The organism is Micromonospora palomenae, assembly GCF_007829925.1.
GTDB lineage: Bacteria > Actinomycetota > Actinomycetes > Mycobacteriales > Micromonosporaceae > Micromonospora > Micromonospora purpureochromogenes.
Genome location: NZ_VIXA01000002.1, coordinates 1671303 through 1689735, shown reverse-complemented (window position 1 = coordinate 1689735; position 18433 = coordinate 1671303). Strand labels below are relative to the sequence as shown.

The window sequence follows — 18433 nt, the reverse complement described above, 5'->3', positions numbered from 1 at the left end:
GGATCAGCCAGGAAATATCGGACCTTATAAACTTTCTGTTAACGAACGGGTCGTCCGGGGGAGTTAACGCTCAAGTCGTCAGCTCGTGACATCCTTTCGGGTGAACCGCCAGAAGGCCAGCCCCCAGAAGAGCGTCGCGTAGCTCACCGCCGAGATCGCACCCCGCACCACGTCGTCGGTCTGCACCGGAGTGGAGAGCAGGCCGAGCCAGGCGGTGCTGTAGTGCGTCGGCAGGAAGTTGCGCAGCCCGCCGAGGGCGGTGATCTGGTCCAGGATGCTGGAGAGGATCCAGAGCAGCACCGCGCCGCCGACCGCGCCGAGCGCGGCGTCCGTGGTCACCGACAGCAGGAAGGCCAACCCGGCCACCACCAGCAGGACGACCGCCAGGTAGCCGAGCACCGCCAGCAGCCGCAGCAGCCCGTCGGTCGGCGCCAGTTCCGCGGCGACCTGGCTGCGCAGCGGCTCCCAGCCGTACCGCAGGGTGCCGGCGAGCAGGGCGGTGCCGGCCAGCAGCAGCAGGGCCAGCGCCGAGTACGCGAGCGCGACCAGCAGCTTCACCGCGAGCAGCCGGGACCGGGGCACCGGCACCGCCAGCAGGTAGCGCAGGCTGCCCCAGCTCGCCTCGCTGGCCACGGTGTCCCCGCAGAACAGGGCCACCACCACGACCAGCAGGAACGACGCCGAGACGAAGATCGAGAACAGGGCGAAGTTGAGCCCACCCGAGGTGGCCAGCTCGACCAGGCTGCCGAACTCGTTGCGCCCGTTGTCGTCGTCGCCGCCCGACTCGAACTGGAAGGCGGTCAGGATGATCAGCGGCAGCAGCACCATGAACCCCAGCGCGAGCTGGGTACGCCGCCGCGACGCCTGCCGGCGGAACTCGGCCGCGAACGGCAGGGTCGCCGACGGCCGGTAGCCGACGGCCGCCCCGCCCGGGCCGACCCGGCCGGCGTCGGCCGGACCCGCCGTGTCGATGGATGAGCCCGCCATCACCGGTCCCCGCTTCCCCGAGAGTTCTCGCCCACCAGGGCGAGGAACGCGTCCTCCAGGCGGCGCCGCGGCACCACCCGGTCCACCCCGATCCCGGCCCGGACCAGCTCCGCCACCACCTCGCTGCGCGCGGTGCCGTTGGTGTCGACCACCAGGCCGCCGTCACCGTCGGGCAGCACCCGGACCCCCGCCAGGCGGTCCAGCACGACCCGCGCGGCGGCCGGGTCGGTCACGTCGAAGAGCACGCTCGGCGAATCGCCGACGATCTCCTCCACCGGCCCCGAGGCGACGATCCGGCCCTTGTTGACCACCACCGCGTGGGTGCAGGTCTGCTCCACCTCGGCGAGCAGGTGGCTGGAGACCAGCACCGCCCGGCCGTCGGTGGCGTACCGCTGGAGCACCCTGCGCATCTCGGCGATCTGCGGCGGGTCGAGCCCGTCGGTCGGCTCGTCCAGCACCAGCAGCTCCGGCAGGCCGAGCATGGCCTGCGCGATGGCCAGCCGCTGCTTCATGCCGTGGCTGTAGTTCCTGATCCGCCGGTGCACCGAGTCGCCCAGCCCGGCGATCTCCAGCGCCTCGTCGAAGTGCGCGTCGGCAGCCGGCCGCCCGGTGGCCCGCCAGTACGCCTTCAGGTTCTCCAGCCCGGACAGGTGCGGCAGGAAGCCGGGCCCCTCGACCAGCGCGCCGATCCGGGACAGCACCGGCGAGCCCGGCACCAGCCGGTGCCCGAAGACGTAGATCTCACCGGCGGTGGGCTGGGTCAGCCCCATCAGCACCCGCAGGGTGGTGGTCTTGCCGGCGCCGTTCGGGCCGAGCAGGCCGACCACCTGGCCGGGGTGCACCTCGAAGTCCACGTTGGAGACGGCGACGAAGCCGTCGGCGTACTCCTTGCGGAGCTGGCGGACGGCGAGCGGGACACCCGCGTACTCCGGGTGGACCGAGCTGTCCTGGCGGCGGTGCCGGCGGCGGGCGACGGCGACGACCACGGCGAGCCCGACCGCGATGGCGGCGAGCAGCCCGACCAGCACCCAGCGCCAGACGGTGGCGGTGGTGGGGATCGGTTCGGCGTCGACCGTCGGCAGGCTGACCGGGGCGTCGCCCGCCGCCACCGTGTAGACGGTCGGCTCGGCGGGCGTGGTGTACGCCTGGTCGGAGGTGGCGACCACGACCCGCAGCCGGTGCCCGGCCTCGATCCGGCGGACGATCGCCGGCAGCGTGACGGTGACCGGCCGCGCGCCGTCAAGGCTCTTCGGCAGGCCGGTCAGCCGCACCGGGGCGACCAGTCCGTCGGGGAGCGTCGCGGCGCCGTTCGGGTCGACGTCGTAGAGCTTGACGAAGAGCACCGCCTCACCGGTCGGCGAGGCCGCCCGGAGCGCGAAGGTGGGCGACCCGGCGACGTCCAGCGGGTCGGCCAGCGGGGCCGACTCGAACCGGGCGTGCTGGCCGGGAACGTCGCCGGCCACCCCGCCGAGCAGCGAGCCGAGCGCGCCGGCGAAGGGCACCGAGGAGATCGCCGCCGGGTTGCCGTTCGGCGGGTTGGCGATCGGCTGGGCCGGGCCGGTGACGGCGATTTCGCGCCGGGCGTCCCCGGCGACGCCCGGGTAGTCGGCGGTGCGGTAGCCGGTGGCCACCAGCCCCCGGTCGAGGGCGTCGAAGCCGGCGATCCGGGAGAAGGTGAAGCCGTCGCCGGGAGCCGCCCCCTCGCCCTTGACGTAGTGGTCGAGCCACTGCGCGGTCAGGAACTTCACCCGGTCGGAGTCGCTGGTCGGCCCGGTGCCACCGTCGTGGCCGCCGGTGAACCAGGCGACCCGCACCGGGGTGCCGGCGGCGGCGATGCCGCGCGCGTTGGCGTCCGCCTCGGTCAGCGGGAAGAGGCTGTCCGCCTCGCCCTGCACCAGCAGGGTCGGCGCCTTGATCCGGTCGAGGACGCCGGCCGGGGAGGAGCGGCGCAGCAGGTCCACCGCCGCCTGGTCGGCCCGCCCGGTGGTGGCGATCCGCAGGTACGCGGCGCAGACGTCGGCGGCGAACCGGCCGCAGGACGGGTCGGCGGCCGGTGCGGGGCCGGGCCCCGGACCGGTGCCCGGTCCCGCGCCCGGCGCCGGGCTGGCCGGTCCGGCGGAGGCGGGAGCGCCCTCCGGCTGGGCGGCCGAGGTGCCGGAGAGCCCGGCCGGCCCGGAGCCCGCGTTGCCGCCGCCGCCGAAGAAGATCCCGGCCCAGCCCCGCTTGAACACGCCGTCGGTCGCCGGCCGGCCGGTGCTCTCCGGGAGGAAGGCCCGGGCGAGGTCGTTCCAGGTGATCATCGGGACGATCGCGTCGACCCGCTGGTCCTGGGCGGCCAGCAGCAGGGCCAGGCCGCCACCGTACGAGCCGCCGACCACGCCCACCCGGGGGTCGCCGGCGGCGTCGGTGCGGATCTCCGGCCGCTCCGCGAGCCGGTCCAGCAGCCGCTGGGCGTCCCGGATCTCGTAGTCGGGGTGGTCCAGGTGGATCTCACCGCCGCTGCGGCCGAAGCCACGCGCGGTCCAGGTCAGCACGGCGTAGCCGCGGGTGACCAGGTCCTCCGCGTCGGACCGGACCGAGTCCTTCGTACCGCCGAAGCCGTGCGCCAGCAGCACCGCCGGCACCCTGCGGTCGGCCGAGGCGTCGTCGGGCAGCCAGAGCGTGGTGTCCAGTTCGACCGGCTGGTCGCCGGCCGGTCCGGATCGGACGGTGACCAGGGCGGACTCGGTGCGGAAGCCGGGCCGGTCCGGTCGGGCCGCCCAGACGGCGGCGGCGGCCAGCAGCACGACTACCACCGACGCGACGGCGACCCGGCGACGGCTGGCCAGGACGCGCCGCAGCCACGCGGCCGACAGCGGTGATCTCATGTGGCTCACGGTACGGCCCGGTTCCTGAGCGTTGGCTGGGATCCTCCGTACGTCCGTCCGGTTCGTCCGATCGACGAGCGGGGTTGATCGACCGCGCGCCGTCCAGACCATTACCGGCGGGACGACTTCGGATCACGTGAATTCCGATCTTCAATCCGAAATCGACTCGGATCAGACCATGACGGCTACCCCGACGGCACTTTCCGTGGTGATCGGTGAACGGCATGTGACATCGCTCGTAGTGACGCGAAACTGACTGAACAACCACGGCATGTGCCAGGGCCGGGTCGGTTAGTTTTCCGGTCCGGTGTACGGGACTCCATCGGCGACCCCCGACACCCGGACCGATCCCCCGCCGTCGCCGGAGGAGACAGACCCATGACCGTCCCCGCGCAGCGGGTCCGTCGACGGCCCTCCGGCCGCGTGCTGCCGCTGCTGCTCGTCGTGGCGATGCTGGCGCCGGTGGCCTTCCTCTTCGCGCAGCACCACCGGCTCACCGGCGACGACCGGGACCTGGCGGTCCGGGAACGACTCGGCGTCGAGTACCTGCGCGCGCTCGGCCCGGTGACCGAGGCGCTGGTGGACGCCCAGTCCGCCGCGGTGGCCGGCCGCCCCGCCGGCCGCGACGCGCTGGACCGGGCCGTCCGGGACGCCGCCGGGGTCGACGCGCGCATCGGCGACGAGCTGCGCAGCCACGAGCGGTGGGCCGGCCTGCGCGCCAAGCTGGAGGCGTTGCCGGAGCGGCCGCTCACCGACCCGGAGGCCGCCTTCGTCGCGTACGGGGAGGTCACCGACCTGCTGCTGGCCCTGCACCGCAAGGTGCGGGAGAGCTCCGGCCTGGTCCGCGACCCCCGGCAGGACTCCTTCTTCCTCCAGGACAGCATCGGCCTGGACCTGCCGACCGCGATGGTCGCCGCCGGCCGGCTCGCCGACCTGAGCGCGCTCGGCGCCGCCCGGCCGGCCGCCGAGCGCGCCCGCACCCAGGGCGAACTGGCCGAGCTGCGGGTCGGCGCGCTCGCCTCCGCCACCGACCTGGTCGCCGACCTGCGCGAGGCGGTGGACAGCTCGGAGAGCACCGACCTCGGTGCCAACGTGCTCACCCCGCTGGACACCTACCAGCGTGCCGTCGAGGCGCTCGCCGCCTTCTCCGGGCCGAGCGCCGGGTCGAAGACCGGGCTCGCCGACCCCGGCCAGGTCGCCGCCGCCCGGCTCAACGCGCAGTCCGCCGCCCGGCAGCTCCAGCCGGTCATCCTCGACCAGCTCGACGCGCTGCTGAAGGAGCGGATCGACTCGTACGACCGGGACCGCCGGCTGGCCGCCGGGGCCGCCGCCACGGCGGTGCTGCTCGTGCTGCTCCTCACCGGCGTGCTGATCGCCGCGTACCGGCGGGCGCGGCGGCACGCCGCCGAGGCCCGGCGCGCGGGCGACGGCGACACCGACACGGTGCCCGACCCGCAGCGCTGGGCGCCGCCGACGGCGGAGCGGGGCATCCGTCCGGAGGACCACCGGCTGCTCCAGCCGGCCGGCTCGGGCCGCGACGGCGGATCCGAACGCTGGGGGCCCTTCGATGCTGCTCGCTAGGCTCCGGATCCGGGGAAAGCTCGCCCTGCTGGTCTTCATCCCGCTGCTCAGCACGGTCGGGCTGGCTGTACCGGTGGTGCTCGACCGGGTCGCCGCCGCCCAGCGGGCCGGCGAGACCGCCGACACCGTACGGCTCGCCAGCCGGATCGGCAGCCTGGTCCAGGACCTCCAGCAGGAACGCGTCATGTCGGTGGGGCTGCTGCTCGGCCGGGTGCAGCGCAGCGAGCTGATCCAGAAGGCGGCCACGGTGGACGACCGGGTCGCCGACCTGCGCGCCGACTACGCCGGCCGGCTCTCCGCCGAGACCACGGCCGCCCTGGACGGGGTGCACGAACTCGCCGAGCTGCGCACCCTGGTGCTCAGCCGGGCCGCCACCCCGACCCAGGTGATGGAGGCGTACGGGCCGATCGACATGGCCCTGATCGACTCGTTGCAGCTGCCGTCGAAGGTGGACACCACCGTCCCCGCCGGGCGGCAGGTGCTGGCGCTGGACGCGCTGCTGCGGGCCGACGAGGGGCTGGGCGCCTGCGCCACCCTGATCGTGCTGGTCAAGGCGACCAGCAACCCGCGGGTGTCCGCCTCCTACATCGCCTGCATGGCCGCGCTCCAGGTGGACAACCTGCGGTTCCGCAGCCTGATCACGCCGGAGCAGTTGAAGCTCGCGCTGCTGGACGACGCGGCGGTGGCCGCCCGGACCAGCCCGACCTTCCTCGTCGACAGCGTCCAGGACCCGATCGCGGCGATCCGGGACGTCCCGCTGGACGCGCTCTTCCCGTCGGTCCGCTCGATGATCACCCTCGGGCAGTTCGTGGAGAAGAAGGTCGTCGCCGACGTCATCGCCCAGACCACCGCCGACAAGCGTTGGGCCCTCACCACGGCCTGGCTGGTGGCCGGGGCGGCCGGCCTGGTCCTGCTGACCGTGATGCTGCTCAGCGTCGCGGTGGCCCGTACGGTCGCCCGGCCGCTGACCCGACTCACCCGCTCCGCCGACCGGGTGGCCCGGGTCGCCGAGGCCGAGCTGGTGCGGGTCGCCGACGACGAGTCCGACACCGGCCCCCCGGTACGCCTCGACCCGGTCGACGTCCGGGCCCGGGACGAGATCGGCGACCTGGCCCGCGCCTTCGAGCGGGTGCAGAGCACCGCCGCCCGGCTGGTCGAGCGCCAGGTGGCCGGCCGGCGCAACGTGGCGCAGATGTTCGGCCACGTGGGACGGCGTACCCAGAACCTGGTCGGCCGGCAGATCGCGCTGATCGACCGGCTGGAACGGCAGGAGACCGACCCGGGCCGGCTGGCGCACCTGTACCGGCTGGACCACATCTCCAGCCGGCTGCGCCGCAACGCGGGCAGCCTGGTGGTGCTCTCCGGCGCGACCGGCAGCGACGGGCACGTCGCCCCGGTGCCGCTGGCCGACGTGGTACGGCTGGCGCTGGGCGAGATCGAGGACTACACCCGGGTCGACGTGCGGGTGCCGGCCGAGGTCTCCGCCGCGCCCGCCATCGCCGGCGACCTGGTGCTGGCGCTGGCCGAGCTGATGGAGAACGCCACCGTCTTCTCCCCGCCGCACACCCGGGTGGTGGTCTCCGGCGAGCTGACCGAGATCGGCGCCCGGATCTGCGTGGTGGACCGGGGCATCGGCATGACCGAGGACCGGCTGGCCGAGGAGAACGCCCGGCTGAACCGCCGGGAGCGGCTGGACCTGGCCCCCACCGAGGTGCTCGGCCTCTTCGTGGTGGGCCGGCTGGCCCGCCGGCACGGCTGGACGGTGCGCCTCGCCCCGACCGCCGGCGGCGGGGTCACCGCCCGGCTGGACGTGCCGCACCCACTGCTGGTGGTACGGCCGGCCGACCCGGCCGGCTCGACCGTGGCGCGGGCCGCCGTACCGGCTCGGGACCGGCGGTCGCCGGCCGCCGCGATCGACCCGACCCGGTCCGGCCGCGCACTCACCGCGGCGCCGGCCGACAGCCCGGCCGCCACCTTCGATCCCGCGCTGCTGAGCCGGGCCACCCGCACGATGGCGGCCGGCGAATCCTGGGACGCCTTCGGCGCCGGGGCGGCACCGACCGGGGGCACCGCGTTCCTGGAGATCCGGCAGCCCGACGCGGACGCCGCGGAGGACTTGACCACCCCCGGCGGGCTGCCGCGACGGCGCCGGCCCGACGAGGTCGCCGACCGGCCCACGCCGACCGGTGCGGACGTGCCGGTCGCCGGCCGGCCGCCGGCCCCCGCGCCGCAGTCGGTGGAGATGTCGCTCGCGCCGTCGCTCTTCCCGCCGGCGGCCGACCCACCGTGGGCGGAGGCGCCGCCCGCCCCGGCGGCACCCGCGCCGTCGCTCTTCGCGCCGGCCGGCCCGCCGGCCTGGCCACCGCCCGGCGGGGCCGCGACGCCGACGGTCCGGCAGCGGGTGCCGGGGGCGACCCTGCCACCGGCCGAGCCGGCGGTCGGCCCGGTGGACGCCAGCGGCGCGGACCCGGACGCCGCCCGGACACTGGTCGAGCAGTTCCAGTCCGGGGTACGCCGGGCCGAGCAGTCCGGCTGGGCCGACCTCGGCGCCACCCCCGGCCGGCCACGGCTGAGCCGACGGGTGCCCGGGGCCAACCTGGCGGTCACCCCGCCGCAGCAGGCCCCGGTGAGCCAGCCGCCGCAGGACCCGACCGAGGTCCGGGAGCTGATCACGGAGTTCGAGGCGGGCGTCGCCCGGGCTCTGCGTGAAGTCAACACCGACCACCGCCACGACGAAGAGGAATCATCACGGTGACCAGCCCCTTCCTGCACGACAACGTCGACCACCCGACCCACGCCGGGCCCGACCTCAGCCCGGAGGCGCGCACCTTCAACTGGCTGCTGGACTCGTTCACGTCGAGCACCGCCGGCGTCCTGGAGGCGATCGCCGTGTCCTCGGACGGGCTGCTGATGGCCATGTCGGCCATCAAGGACCGGTCCAACGCCGAGCGGCTCGCCGCCGTCGTCTCCGGCATGACGAGCCTGGCCGGCGGCGCGGCGAGCTGGTACGCCCTCGGCGGCCTGAACCGGGTGATCGTGGACATGGCCGACGGCTACCTGCTGATCAGCGCGATCAGCAGCGGCTCGGTGCTCGGCGTCGTCGCCGACCGGTCGGCCAACCTGGGCACCGTGGCGTACGAGATGACCCTCTTCGCCGGGCGGGCCGGCGGCGCCCTCAGCCCGACCCTCATCGCCGAGCTGAAGAACGCCGTTCAGCAATGACCCCGCAGGCCGCCGGCGAGGAACCGGACCCGGACCCGATGGTCCGGATCCGGCCCTACCTGCGGACGCCGGCACCGACCGGCGGGGGCGTACCGGCGACGAGGCCGGCGCCCGGGCCCGACCCGCAGGCCGAGCAGCCGGCCGGCCCGCGACCGTTCGTGCTCACCGCCGGGCGGGTCACCGGCACCGACCCGGCGATCGGTCTGGAGACCCAGGTGACCGCGCGACCGGGGGGCGGCCCGTGGACGGCCACCCCGGCGGCCCGGCTCGCCCCGGAGCTGCAGGCGATCATCGCGCTCTGCGGTGAACCGATCTCGGTCGCCGAGATCTCCGCCCGGATGCGGATGCACTTCGGCGTGGCGTGCGTCCTGGTCGGCGACCTGCGGGCCGCCGGCCACCTCGACGTGCACGTCGGGGACGTCGACGATGCCCTCGACCCCGACATCATCCTGCGAGTGATTGAGGGACTCCGTGCGATCTCCTGAATGGCCGGTCGCCCCGCTGGGCGGGGTCTCCTCGAACAGCGCCGCCACCCGCTACGGCAGCCCGGCGGGCGGTGGGCAGGTCGTACCGCCCCCGCCGGCCGCGGCCCCGCCGCCGCCGTACCGCCCGCCGGCCGCCGCGGGCGGGGCGGCCCGGACGGCGCCGGGCGGCCGGCCGCCGATCCCGGTGAAGATCCTGATCGCCGGGGGCTTCGGCGTCGGCAAGACCACCACGGTCGGCGCGATCTCCGAGATCGCCCCGCTGACCACGGAGGCGTCGATGACCAGCGCGGGCATCGGCGTGGACGATCCGGGCGTACGGAGCGCGAAGACCACCACCACGGTGGCGATGGACTTCGGCTGCGTCACCATCGACCGCAGCCTCAAGCTCTACCTGTTCGGCACCCCCGGGCAGGCCCGGTTCGGGTTCATGTGGGAGGACCTGGCCCGGGGCGCGCTCGGCGCGCTGGTGGTGGTGGACAGCGCGCGGCTGGACGACTGCTACCCGGCCATCGACTTCTTCGAGCGGGCCGGGCTGCCGTTCGTCGTCGGGGTGAACGCCTTCGACGGACGGCTGGCGCACGACCTGGGGGCGATCCGGTGGGCGCTGGCGATCGGCGACCACGTGCCGCTGGTGCGGTTCGACGCCCGGGACCGGCTCTCGGTGCGGGACGCGCTGCTGGTCGTCCTGGACCGCGCGCTGGACCGGGCCACCCGGGAGAGGGGGACGTGAACCGTTCGCCGGTACGACCCGTTCATCAGGAAAAGGGGGACGTGATGAGAGGTGGTCTGGACGAGACGCTGGCCCGGCTGGCCCGCCGGGAGGAGGCGCTGCGGCGCCGGGCGGGCGAGCCGGGCGAGGAGGCCGGGGCGTCGACCGTCGCCTTCGAGACGACCGGCCACCCCGGACGGTCGGACAGCCCGGGGTGGGACCGAACCGGCCGGTCGGCGGCGACGCGGACCGGGGTGGGACGGTCGGCCGCCGATGAGCGCGACCCGGTGGAGGAGGTCGCCGAGGCGGTCCGCCTGGTGGTGGCCGAGCACCCGGGGTTGTCGGTCGTCGTGCGGGTGGAGCACGAGGGCCGGACGTACCCGCTGCGGATCGACTGGGCGGACACGGCGGTGACGGTCGCCGCGGAGAACACGACCACGCCCCCGCCGCCCTGGCCGAGGCCGGTCAACACCGGGCCGGTGTGGTCGGCGGGACGGGACGGAACGGGCGCCGACCCGGCGGCCCGGCTGGCCGAGATGATCCGCCGGGACCCGGCGCTGCTCGCCGACGACCGGCGACCGTGACGGCCGGGCGGGCCGTGTCGGGGGCCGCTACTGTCGGGCGATGGCCGAACCGGACCTGACCCTCACCGCGAGCCTGCGGCCTGCCGCGCTGGACGCCCGGCGGGGCATCGTGCGGCTGCACCCGGAGGTGCTGACCGCGCTGGCGCTGCGCCCCGGCGACCCGGTGCGGCTGGTCGGCCGGCGGGTGACCGCCGGCATCGTGGCGCCCGCCGAGCCGACCGCGAGCGCCGCCCTGCTCTACGCCGACGACCTGGTGCTGGGCAACCTCGGGCTGCGCGACGGTGGCCGGGTGACGATCGGCCCGGCGCCGGTGGTCCCCGCCCGCCGGGTGACGCTGAGCGGCCCGGTGGCGGTGGTGGCCGCGGTGTCACCGGAGATGCTGCGGCTCGCGCTGCTGGGCAAGATGGTCACCCCCGGCGACGACGTCTCGCTGCTGCCGCAGGACGTGCTCCCGGACGCCTCGGTGCGCAGCCTGGTCGAGGCCGCGCGACGCAGCCTCGCCAACACCGTCGGGTACGCCTGGACCAGCACCCTGCTCACCGTCGTGGAAGCCGAGCCGGACGCGGGCGCCCTGGTCACCATGGACACCGTGGTCGGCTGGGAGCACGGCCCGGCCACCCACGGCTCACCGGGACCGGCCCGCCCCACCACCACCCGCCTCGCGCCCGGCGGCCACCCCGCCGCCGGGACCGGCCGGAACGGCACGGCCCAGGACCCGACCGGGACGCTCCGGTACCGGAGCGGTACCGGCCTCGACGGCGCCGGGCTCGACAGCACCGGGCTGGACGGCCCCGGGACGGTCGTGGCGGACGAGGCGCCGCACGTGGACGAGCTGCCCGGGCTGCGTACCCAGGCCGAGGAGCTGACCGAGCTGCTCGACCTCGGCTTCCACCACCGCGAGGTGCTGGGCCGGCTCGGCACCACCGTCTCGCTCGGCGTGCTGCTCAGCGGCCCGGCCGGCTCGGGCAAGTCGGCGCTGGTCCGGGCGGTCGCCGCCGCCGTCGGCGCACGGGTGCGCCCGCTCTGGGCGCCCGAGCTGGCCGCGCTGAGCAACGACGCGGCGGCCCGCCGGCTCCGCGAGGCCGCCACCGAGGTACGCGCCGGCGGACCGGCCGTGCTCCTGGTCACCGACGTGGAGGCGCTGGCCCCGGCCGAGGAGCCCGGTCCACTGGCCACCGTGTTCCGCCAGGCGATCGCCGAGACCGTCCGCGCCGGGGCGGCGGTGGTCTGCACCACCTCCCGCCCCGAGGCGGTCGACCCGGCGCTGCGCGCCCCGGACCTGCTCTCCCTGCGGATCACCGTGCCGCTGCCCGATCCCGCGCTGCGCCGCGAGCAGCTCACCGTGCTGACCCGGCAGGTGCCACTGGCCGAGGACGTCCGGCTGGACGAGGTCGCCGGTCGTACCCCCGGGTTCGTCGCCGCCGACCTGGCCGCGCTGGTGCGCGAGGCCGGGGTCCGCGCGGCCCTGCGACAGAAGGCCGTCGAGCGGCCGACGGTGGCGATGGCCGATTTCACGGCGGCGCTGGAGGTGGTCCGGCCGACCACCATGGCCGCGTCCACCCTGGAGCTGACCTCGGTCACCCTGGACGACGTCGGCGACCTGGTCGAGGTGAAGCAGACCCTCACCGAGTCGGTGCTGTGGCCGTTGACCTATCCGGACACCTTCGCCCGGCTGGGCGTGCAGCCGCCCCGGGGCGTGCTGCTCTACGGGCCGCCCGGGTGCGGCAAGACCTACCTGGTGACCGCGCTGGCCGGGACGGGCCGGGCGAACGTGCTGTCGGTGAAGGGCGCGGAGCTGCTCTCCAAGTGGGTCGGCGAGAGCGAACGCGCCGTCCGCGAGCTGTTCCGCCGGGCCCGCGAGGCGGCCCCCACGCTGGTCTTCCTCGACGAGGTGGACGCGCTGGCCCCGGTGCGTGGCCAGGCCAGCGACGGGGGTACGACCGACCGGGTGGTCGCCGCGCTCCTCACCGAGCTGGACGGGGTGGAGGCGCTGCGCAACGTGGTGGTGGTCGCCGCGACCAACCGGCCGGACCTGGTCGACCCCGCACTGCTGCGCCCCGGCCGGCTGGAACGGCTGGTCTACGTGCCGCCGCCGGACGGTCCCGCCCGGGCGGAGATCCTGCGCGCCGCGTCCCGGACCGTGCCGCTCGCGCCGGACGTGGACCTCGCCGCGCTCGGCGGGGAGCTGGACGGCTTCTCGGCGGCGGACTGCGCCGCGCTGGTCCGGGAGGCCGCGCTGGCCGCGATGCGCGAGTCGCTGGCCGCGTCCACGGTCACCGCCGCCCACGTGGCAACCGCCCGGCGGCGGGTGCGCCCCTCACTCGACCCCGCGCAGGTGGCCTGGCTGGCCGCGTACGCGGAGAAGCGGGCGGCACGCTGACCGACACCTGTCGGGGGCGGCCGGGGCCCTCAGTCGGTGGGCAGCAGCGGGCCCAGCGGGCCGAGGTCGAGGTTGAGGTCCTCGGGGGCGAGGCCGAAGTACTGGCGCAGCTCGGTCATCTGCTCCTCCAGCGCCATCAGCGTGGTGCCCACCCGTTCGATCTGCTCCTCGGTGAGGTCGCCGAGGTCGACCCGGCGCAGCGCCTGCCGTTCCATCAGCTGGCGCAGCAGCTCGATCACGGTGAGCACGAGACTGGCCAGCCCCCGCTCGACGGAGTCCTGGTCGACGGCGAGCCGACGGTCCAGCGGCGTCACCCGGGGCGCCCGCCAGGCGGCCGTCTCGCCGAGGGCCGCGGCCAGGTCGGCGGCCTCGTCCCGGCGCGGACCCGGCCCGGTCACCCGACCTCCCCGGGCAGCACCCCGACACCGGGCGACCCGAGCGGATCGGGCAGCTCGGGTGGGGTGAGCGCGCCGACCGACGCGACCAGTGCGCGCAGCGAGATGCGGACCAGGTCGATGTCGGCGATGGCCAGGGTGATGTCGCCGGAGATCACCACGCCGGTGGCGAGCACCCGGTCGAGCAGGTCGACCAGCGCCACCGGGCGGTAGGCCAACGGGTCGTCGGCACTGCTCGGGGCGAGCGAGGTGGTCACCACGCCGGCTCCCGCACCGGGTGCGCGGGCTCCGCCGGCCCGTCGGCCACAAAGGAGTACGGCGGCCACGGGCCGGTCAGCTCCAGTCGGATCTCCGGGTGCCGGTCGGCGAGTTCCCGGACCAGCGCGGCGAAGCCCTCCACCCCGGCGGTCTCCACCAGGTACGCGCCGTTGAGCACCATGGCGGTCGGGGCGCCGGAGAGCCGCCGGTCCTGGGGGGCGTGCCGGCGCGCGGCGGCGGCGTACCCGGCGAGGGCGGCGTGCACCGCCGCGGCCGCCTCGCCGGCGATCCGCTGCCCCTCGTCCCGGGCGGTCAGCTCGGCCCGGCGCCGCCGCAGGTACGCCGCGCCCGCCCCGCCCCCGCCGTCGGCCGCCTCGGTGCGGGGCAGGGCGCCCGGCACCACGTACCCCTTGACGCCCCACTCGCCGCGGCCGGTCAGCCGGTGCAGCGTCCCGGCCAGTTCGGCCTGCCGCTCGGCGAGCATGGCGGCGACCCGGGTGTCGTCGTGGTGCACGGTGGCCAGCCGGGCGGGCACCACCGCGCCGGCCCGGCTGAGCGCGTCCACCACGGCGTGGTGCGCCCGCGCCGCGCGCTCCAGCCAGGCCAGGTCCTCCAGGTTGCGGCGCAGCGCCTCCTCGCCGTACTCGGTCAGCGGCGCGGCGCTGACCACCGCCGCCAAGCCGGCGGCCCGGACGGCCCGCACCGGCCCACCGTCCATGCCGGGGACCGCGGCCAGGGCGGCCGGGTCCGGGTCGCGGACCACACCGTGCAGCCAGGCGCCGACGGTGACCGCCGGATCAAGTGCCGTACTCATTCCACCCCTCCCGTGCGGCCGCCCGCCGGGCCACCCGGGGCCGGCGTTCCGCCTCCACCTGCTCCGGATCGCGCGGCCCCGGCTCGACCGGCGGGCGGGCCTTCGAGCTGAGCCACGGATCGTGCTCCCACCAGTCGATGCCGATCTGCCGGGCGGTGTCCACCGAGGCGATGACCAGCCGCAGCTTCAACGTCAGCAGCTCGATGTCGAGCAGGCTGACCCGGATGTCGCCGGCGATCACGATGCCCCGGTCGAGCACCCGTTCGAGGATGTCGCCGAGGTTCGCCGGCTCGTGCCCGGCGCCCATCACCTGGCCGGTGTTCTGCACCACCGCTGGCCGCGGACTGGTCATCTCAACCCCCGTCGCCCTTGCCCCGCTGATAGCGGCGCGTCCGCCGGTAGCCCAGCAGGCCACCCGCCATGTCGAGTTCGACCTCGTAGAGGCCGAGCAGGTCGGTGGAGGCCGGGATGCGGTGGTCCTCCACCACCTCCACCCCGACCCGCCAGCCGTCGTCGGTGGGCTGGATCGAGGTGACGCCGAGCGGGTCCTTACCGGTCAGGCCGACGACCTGGCGCAGCCCCTCGCGGGCCGCCTCGGCGGCCGAGACCGGCTCGTAGTCCTCGTCGTCGTACCGGTCGTCCTGCGGCACCGGCTCCTGCCGGCGCTCGCGGTCGCCGTCTCCCCGGACGCGTCCTGGGGCCATCCCGCTCACCTCCCTCGCCGTCGTTCGGGGTCGTCCCGCCGGTCCACCCGCCGTGCCTGACCCGCCGCCTGGCGGCGGGCGGCCGGCCGCCGGGGCGGGCGGGCCGGCGCGGCGGCGGTGTCCGCCCCACCGCCGCCCGCGCCGGTCAACCGGTCCAGGACCCGCTGCTGCCCCCGGTCCCGTTCTTCCGGGGTGATGTCGCCGGCCTCCGCCGCCCGGTCCAGCTCCTCCAGCTCGCGCCGGATGTTGGCCGGGTCGTACTGCCGCGACTCCGCCTCCCGGGCGATCACCTTGACCACCGAGGTGAGCCCCCGCACCGGGGCGTACGGCAGGGTCAGCAGCGTCCAGAGGATGTCCACCGGTCACTCCACCAACTGGTGGGCGCTGACGAAGTCGTACGGGGCGAGCGGCCCGAGCAGCCGCATCCGGATCAGGCCCCGACGCTGCTCGGCGAACTCCTCCAGCACCCGGACGAACTCCTCCTCCTCGTCGACGTCGACCAGGAAGGCGACGTTCATCGCGTCCAGCTCGCTGCTCGGCGGGCGCGGCGCGTGCGCCACCGCGTACGGGGTGAGCGTGTCGATCAACGCCCGGTTCTCCGCCTCCCGGCGCAGCTCCACCCCCTGGCTGATCATCTCGCCCAGCCGGATCCGCTGTTCCCGGCTCTCCACCTCCGGCCGGCCGCGCACCTGATCGGCGAGCGCAGCGGCGGAGCTGTTCTCGGCGAGGAAGTCGCTGATCATCTCCTCCTCGTCGAAGCGACCGTGCACGGTGTACTGCACCCGGTCCTCGAACTCGTCGAGGGCGGCGGCGAACCGGTCGTGGTGGGCCTCCAGCAGGTCCTCGACCGCGTCCGCCCCGGTCACCACCGTGCCGAACCGGACCGGCAGCACCGGCGCGACGGCCGCCGTCCCGTCCAGCAGCGTCTGGTACGCGGTCAGGTCGGCCGGACGGCCCATCGGCTCCTCCAACCCCACCTCGCTGACCAGCGCGGCCAGCTCGCCGTGCCGGACCGCGGTCACCTCGCCCGGCGGGTTGCCGACCCCTTCCGCGTCCGGGGTCGGCTCCACGTCGGACGGCACGATGCCGTAGATGAACAGCCCGAGCTCGCCGCCCGGCTGAGCCTGCTCGTCAGTCATCTCACCGCTCCTCGTCCCGGCGTCGGCGTGGCCGCTCCCGCTCCCGGTCCCGGCCGCGGTCGCTCAGCGAGTCCGCCACCGCGCCGCTGATCTCCTGGGCCGCCTTGCCCAGGCCGGAGATGGCCTTGCCCTTGGTCGCCGCCCCGGCGGCGTCCCCCACCAGGTCGGGCAGCCCCTTCTGGTTCTTGGGGGTGATGCTCAGCCGGTCGACCGCCTCGGCGAACCGCAGGTACGTCTCCACGCTGGCGATCACGATCCGGGCGTTGATCTCCAACAACTGGATGCCGACCACGGCGACCGAGACCTGGGCGTCGATCACCACGCCCTTGTCCAGCACCGTCTCCACCACGTCGGCGAGGGTGCCCCCGGCACCACCGCCTCCGCCGCGTTCCAGGGCGCTACCGCCCTGGGCGCCGGTCGTCGTCGCGATCGTCATTCGCCACGCTCCTCACGCCGGCGGCGGACCACCGGGCGACGCGGGGCCTCCGGGGCACGTCGGGCCGCCGGGCGCGGGCGCTCCGGCTCCTCGCGCGGAGGCTGGGGTCGGCGGGCCCGTTCGGGTCGCCGGCGCGGCGGCGGGGGCGGCGGCTCCTCCTCGAGTTCCGCCTCGTCGTACCCCTCGTCGTAGTCCTCGCCCTCGTCGTACTCGTCGTACTCGTCCGCCGGGGGCCGGCGGCGCTCCGGCGGTCGACGGCGGCCGCGCTCGGCGGGCCGGCGCTCCTCGCGCTCCTCCTCGGGCTCCTCCGGCTGCTCCTCGGCCTCCTCGGCCCGGCCCCGCTGCTCCTGCTCCTCGCGGGCTTCCTGCTCCTCGCGCAGCGCGGTCTCGTGGTCCTTGACCACCTGGGAGTCCTCGATCTCGCCCCGCCAGCCCTGGACGGAGTCCGGGTCGAGCACGGTGTTGGTCATCACGTGCCGGACGAAGTGCTTCAGCTCCAGCCGGACCCGTCGGCCCTGGGCGCGCCAGAGATTGCCGGTGTGCTCGAAGAGCCCCTGCGGGTGGTACTCCAGGACCACCAGGATGCGGGTCAGGTCGGGGGTCAGCTCGTGGAAGCTGACGGTGCCGTCCACCGAACCCTTCTCACCCTTGGACCGCCAGTGGATGAGCCGGTCCGGGATCTGCCGGACGATGGTCGACTCCCAGCTCCGGTGCGACCAGAAGACCTGCGCCTTCCAGGTCATCTTCTCGTCGGAGTCGTTCTCCGCCTGCTCGACCTTCTTCATGAAGCTGGGGAAGTCGCCGAACTGGGTCCACTGGTTGTACGCGACCCGGACCGGCACGCCGACCTCGATCGTCTCGACGATGTTGGTGACCTTGAGCTTCTTGCCGCCCTTGCCACCCTTGCCGCCGCCACGACCGAACGCCGACATCACCTTCTCCTTACCGCCGGCCAGGCCGGCCCGGAACATGGCCTTCATGGGGGATTTGCCCTCGGCGAGCTGCTGCGCGCCGGTGGCGGCGGCGATCAGGCCGGGGCCACCGCCCTGCTTCGCGTACTCGCTGAGTCGGCCGGTGGCGCCGGTGATCCGCTCGGTGACCACCGAGACGGCCCGCTCGCCGATCGCGGACGCCAGGTCCCGCAGGTCGGCGCCGAGCTGCTCCTTCGCCCGGTTGGCCAGGGCGCCGGGATCGTTGGCCGCCATGGTCACCGCCCCCGCTTCGGCGTCGCCGGGTCGGCGCCGCCCTCACCCGGCTGCGGCTGGTCGCCCAGCTCCTGCTCCTCGTCGGGCGCGGACCGCTGCCCGTCGTCGCCCCCGCCTCCGCCGGACCTGCGGCGCAGGGCGTCCGCGCTACCGCGCAGCTTGCCGCTGATGGCGTCGATGCCACTGCCGGCGGCCGCGCCCGCGGCGGCCTTGCCGGCCGAGGCGAGCGGGCTGCCCAGCTTGCCGAGGCCCGACAGGTGGGGGGACGAGGTCAACAGGTCAGTGCCGCGCTTGAGCAGGTGGGGATCACGGCTGGCCCGCCCCGCGGCGACGGCGGCGGCCAGGGTGAGGGCGGTACGCAGCTTCTTCCGCCGGCCGAGGACGTATCCGAGGCCGACCGCGAGGCCGACCCGCATTCCGCTCTTCATCGGTTCTCCTTCACTCCCCGGTGGTCGGGACGACCCGATTCCACCGAGGGCCGGAAACCAGCACCGGGGAATTGCGCACGGCGGTCCTGCGTCGGGACGTCCCGTTGTTACGGACCCGGCCGGCAGTACCCGCCCGCCCCTACGCAAAACATTTTCGGCAATTCCCGCTCGCATTACAGGGAGGAGCGGGAAGGAGTCGTCCAGGCGGCGACCAAGGCCGCAAACCGGGCAGTCAGAGC

The 18433-nt window shown here is 75.3% G+C and carries 19 protein-coding genes; 7 read left to right on the top strand and 12 right to left on the bottom strand.

All coding sequences use genetic code 11. The features are described from left to right. Positions 1-78: 78 nt before the first annotated feature. Positions 79-987: an ABC transporter permease gene (locus FHX75_RS18985; protein ID WP_154941526.1), complete on the bottom strand. Its 909-nt coding sequence runs from the start codon at positions 985-987 to the stop codon at positions 79-81. Next, entirely contained in the window at positions 987-3854 is a 2868-nt protein-coding gene (locus tag FHX75_RS18980; RefSeq protein WP_154941524.1) for an alpha/beta fold hydrolase, read from the bottom strand. The genes FHX75_RS18985 and FHX75_RS18980 overlap by 1 nt, the downstream gene beginning before the upstream one ends. Positions 3855-4232: 378 nt before the next feature. Between FHX75_RS18980 and FHX75_RS18975 the strand changes: the two genes are divergently transcribed. The 7 genes from FHX75_RS18975 to FHX75_RS18945 are packed head-to-tail and all read left to right on the top strand — an operon-like array spanning position 4233 to position 12815. Further along, positions 4233-5435 carry a hypothetical protein gene (locus FHX75_RS18975; RefSeq protein ID WP_154941522.1) on the top strand — a complete coding sequence of 401 codons (1203 nt, stop codon included), beginning with the start codon at positions 4233-4235 and terminating at the stop codon, positions 5433-5435. Next, the gene (locus tag FHX75_RS18970) at positions 5422-8190 is read left to right on the top strand and encodes a nitrate- and nitrite sensing domain-containing protein (RefSeq protein WP_154941521.1); all 2769 of its coding nucleotides are present in this window, start codon (positions 5422-5424) and stop codon (positions 8188-8190) included. Before FHX75_RS18975 ends, FHX75_RS18970 begins: the two co-directional genes overlap by 14 nt. Next, positions 8187-8657, top strand: a complete 471-nt coding sequence (locus FHX75_RS18965; RefSeq protein ID WP_154941519.1) for a roadblock/LC7 domain-containing protein — start codon at positions 8187-8189, stop codon at positions 8655-8657. Before FHX75_RS18970 ends, FHX75_RS18965 begins: the two co-directional genes overlap by 4 nt. Then, positions 8654-9142, top strand: a complete 489-nt coding sequence (locus tag FHX75_RS18960; protein WP_154941517.1) for a DUF742 domain-containing protein — start codon at positions 8654-8656, stop codon at positions 9140-9142. The genes FHX75_RS18965 and FHX75_RS18960 overlap by 4 nt, the downstream gene beginning before the upstream one ends. Then, entirely contained in the window at positions 9129-9872 is a 744-nt protein-coding gene (locus FHX75_RS18955; protein WP_246158199.1) for a GTP-binding protein, read from the top strand. The genes FHX75_RS18960 and FHX75_RS18955 overlap by 14 nt, the downstream gene beginning before the upstream one ends. A gap of 44 nt (positions 9873-9916) precedes the next feature. Then, the gene (locus FHX75_RS18950) at positions 9917-10435 is read left to right on the top strand and encodes a hypothetical protein (protein WP_154941515.1); all 519 of its coding nucleotides are present in this window, start codon (positions 9917-9919) and stop codon (positions 10433-10435) included. Between the two features lie 40 nt (positions 10436-10475). After that, positions 10476-12815: an AAA family ATPase gene (locus FHX75_RS18945; protein WP_154941513.1), complete on the top strand. Its 2340-nt coding sequence runs from the start codon at positions 10476-10478 to the stop codon at positions 12813-12815. Between the two features lie 29 nt (positions 12816-12844). On the opposite strand, the gene FHX75_RS18940 is transcribed toward FHX75_RS18945, so the two are convergent. The 10 genes from FHX75_RS18940 to FHX75_RS18895 are packed head-to-tail and all read right to left on the bottom strand — an operon-like array spanning position 12845 to position 18194. Then, the gene (locus tag FHX75_RS18940; RefSeq protein WP_246158197.1) at positions 12845-13213 is read right to left on the bottom strand and encodes a gas vesicle protein K; all 369 of its coding nucleotides are present in this window, start codon (positions 13211-13213) and stop codon (positions 12845-12847) included. Next, positions 13210-13470: a gas vesicle protein gene (locus FHX75_RS18935; protein ID WP_211364497.1), complete on the bottom strand. Its 261-nt coding sequence runs from the start codon at positions 13468-13470 to the stop codon at positions 13210-13212. The genes FHX75_RS18940 and FHX75_RS18935 overlap by 4 nt, the downstream gene beginning before the upstream one ends. Beyond that, the gene (locus FHX75_RS18930) at positions 13464-14282 is read right to left on the bottom strand and encodes a GvpL/GvpF family gas vesicle protein (RefSeq protein WP_154941511.1); all 819 of its coding nucleotides are present in this window, start codon (positions 14280-14282) and stop codon (positions 13464-13466) included. The genes FHX75_RS18935 and FHX75_RS18930 overlap by 7 nt, the downstream gene beginning before the upstream one ends. Beyond that, complete coding sequence (gene gvpJ, locus FHX75_RS18925; RefSeq protein ID WP_154941509.1) at positions 14266-14634, bottom strand: gas vesicle protein GvpJ; 369 nt, start codon at positions 14632-14634, stop codon at positions 14266-14268. Before gvpJ (FHX75_RS18925) ends, FHX75_RS18930 begins: the two co-directional genes overlap by 17 nt. 1 nt (position 14635) lies before the next feature. Next, the gene (locus FHX75_RS18920; RefSeq protein ID WP_154941507.1) at positions 14636-14986 is read right to left on the bottom strand and encodes a gas vesicle protein GvpO; all 351 of its coding nucleotides are present in this window, start codon (positions 14984-14986) and stop codon (positions 14636-14638) included. A gap of 5 nt (positions 14987-14991) precedes the next feature. Next, positions 14992-15345, bottom strand: coding sequence for a gas vesicle protein GvpG (locus FHX75_RS18915; protein ID WP_154941506.1), 354 nt, complete (start codon positions 15343-15345; stop codon positions 14992-14994). A gap of 3 nt (positions 15346-15348) precedes the next feature. Then, a complete protein-coding gene (locus tag FHX75_RS18910; RefSeq protein ID WP_154941504.1) occupies positions 15349-16125 on the bottom strand; it encodes a GvpL/GvpF family gas vesicle protein in 777 nt (258 codons plus the stop codon). Between the two features lies 1 nt (position 16126). Continuing rightward, entirely contained in the window at positions 16127-16561 is a 435-nt protein-coding gene (gene gvpJ, locus FHX75_RS32250) for a gas vesicle protein GvpJ (protein ID WP_154941502.1), read from the bottom strand. Continuing rightward, positions 16558-17766: an SRPBCC family protein gene (locus tag FHX75_RS32000; protein ID WP_154941500.1), complete on the bottom strand. Its 1209-nt coding sequence runs from the start codon at positions 17764-17766 to the stop codon at positions 16558-16560. The genes gvpJ (FHX75_RS32250) and FHX75_RS32000 overlap by 4 nt, the downstream gene beginning before the upstream one ends. 2 nt (positions 17767-17768) lie before the next feature. After that, positions 17769-18194, bottom strand: coding sequence for a hypothetical protein (locus FHX75_RS18895; RefSeq protein WP_154941498.1), 426 nt, complete (start codon positions 18192-18194; stop codon positions 17769-17771). Positions 18195-18433 lie beyond the last annotated feature (239 nt).

Excerpts from the sequence above, each read along its gene's own strand:
- gvpJ (WP_154941509.1), bottom strand. The coding sequence starts at position 14,634 with ATGACCAGTCCGCGGCCAGCGGTGGTGCAGAACACCGGCCAGGTGATG.
- FHX75_RS18945 (WP_154941513.1), top strand. The coding sequence starts at position 10,476 with ATGGCCGAACCGGACCTGACCCTCACCGCGAGCCTGCGGCCTGCCGCG.
- FHX75_RS18910 (WP_154941504.1), bottom strand. The coding sequence starts at position 16,125 with ATGACTGACGAGCAGGCTCAGCCGGGCGGCGAGCTCGGGCTGTTCATC.
- FHX75_RS18960 (WP_154941517.1), top strand. The coding sequence starts at position 8,654 with ATGACCCCGCAGGCCGCCGGCGAGGAACCGGACCCGGACCCGATGGTC.
- gvpJ (WP_154941502.1), bottom strand. The coding sequence starts at position 16,561 with ATGACGATCGCGACGACGACCGGCGCCCAGGGCGGTAGCGCCCTGGAA.
- FHX75_RS18895 (WP_154941498.1), bottom strand. The coding sequence starts at position 18,194 with ATGAAGAGCGGAATGCGGGTCGGCCTCGCGGTCGGCCTCGGATACGTC.
- FHX75_RS18975 (WP_154941522.1), top strand. The coding sequence starts at position 4,233 with ATGACCGTCCCCGCGCAGCGGGTCCGTCGACGGCCCTCCGGCCGCGTG.
- FHX75_RS18950 (WP_154941515.1), top strand. The coding sequence starts at position 9,917 with ATGAGAGGTGGTCTGGACGAGACGCTGGCCCGGCTGGCCCGCCGGGAG.
- FHX75_RS18970 (WP_154941521.1), top strand. The coding sequence starts at position 5,422 with ATGCTGCTCGCTAGGCTCCGGATCCGGGGAAAGCTCGCCCTGCTGGTC.
- FHX75_RS18985 (WP_154941526.1), bottom strand. The coding sequence starts at position 987 with ATGGCGGGCTCATCCATCGACACGGCGGGTCCGGCCGACGCCGGCCGG.
- FHX75_RS18980 (WP_154941524.1), bottom strand. The coding sequence starts at position 3,854 with ATGAGATCACCGCTGTCGGCCGCGTGGCTGCGGCGCGTCCTGGCCAGC.
- FHX75_RS18920 (WP_154941507.1), bottom strand. The coding sequence starts at position 14,986 with ATGGCCCCAGGACGCGTCCGGGGAGACGGCGACCGCGAGCGCCGGCAG.
- FHX75_RS32000 (WP_154941500.1), bottom strand. The coding sequence starts at position 17,766 with ATGGCGGCCAACGATCCCGGCGCCCTGGCCAACCGGGCGAAGGAGCAG.
- FHX75_RS18930 (WP_154941511.1), bottom strand. The coding sequence starts at position 14,282 with ATGAGTACGGCACTTGATCCGGCGGTCACCGTCGGCGCCTGGCTGCAC.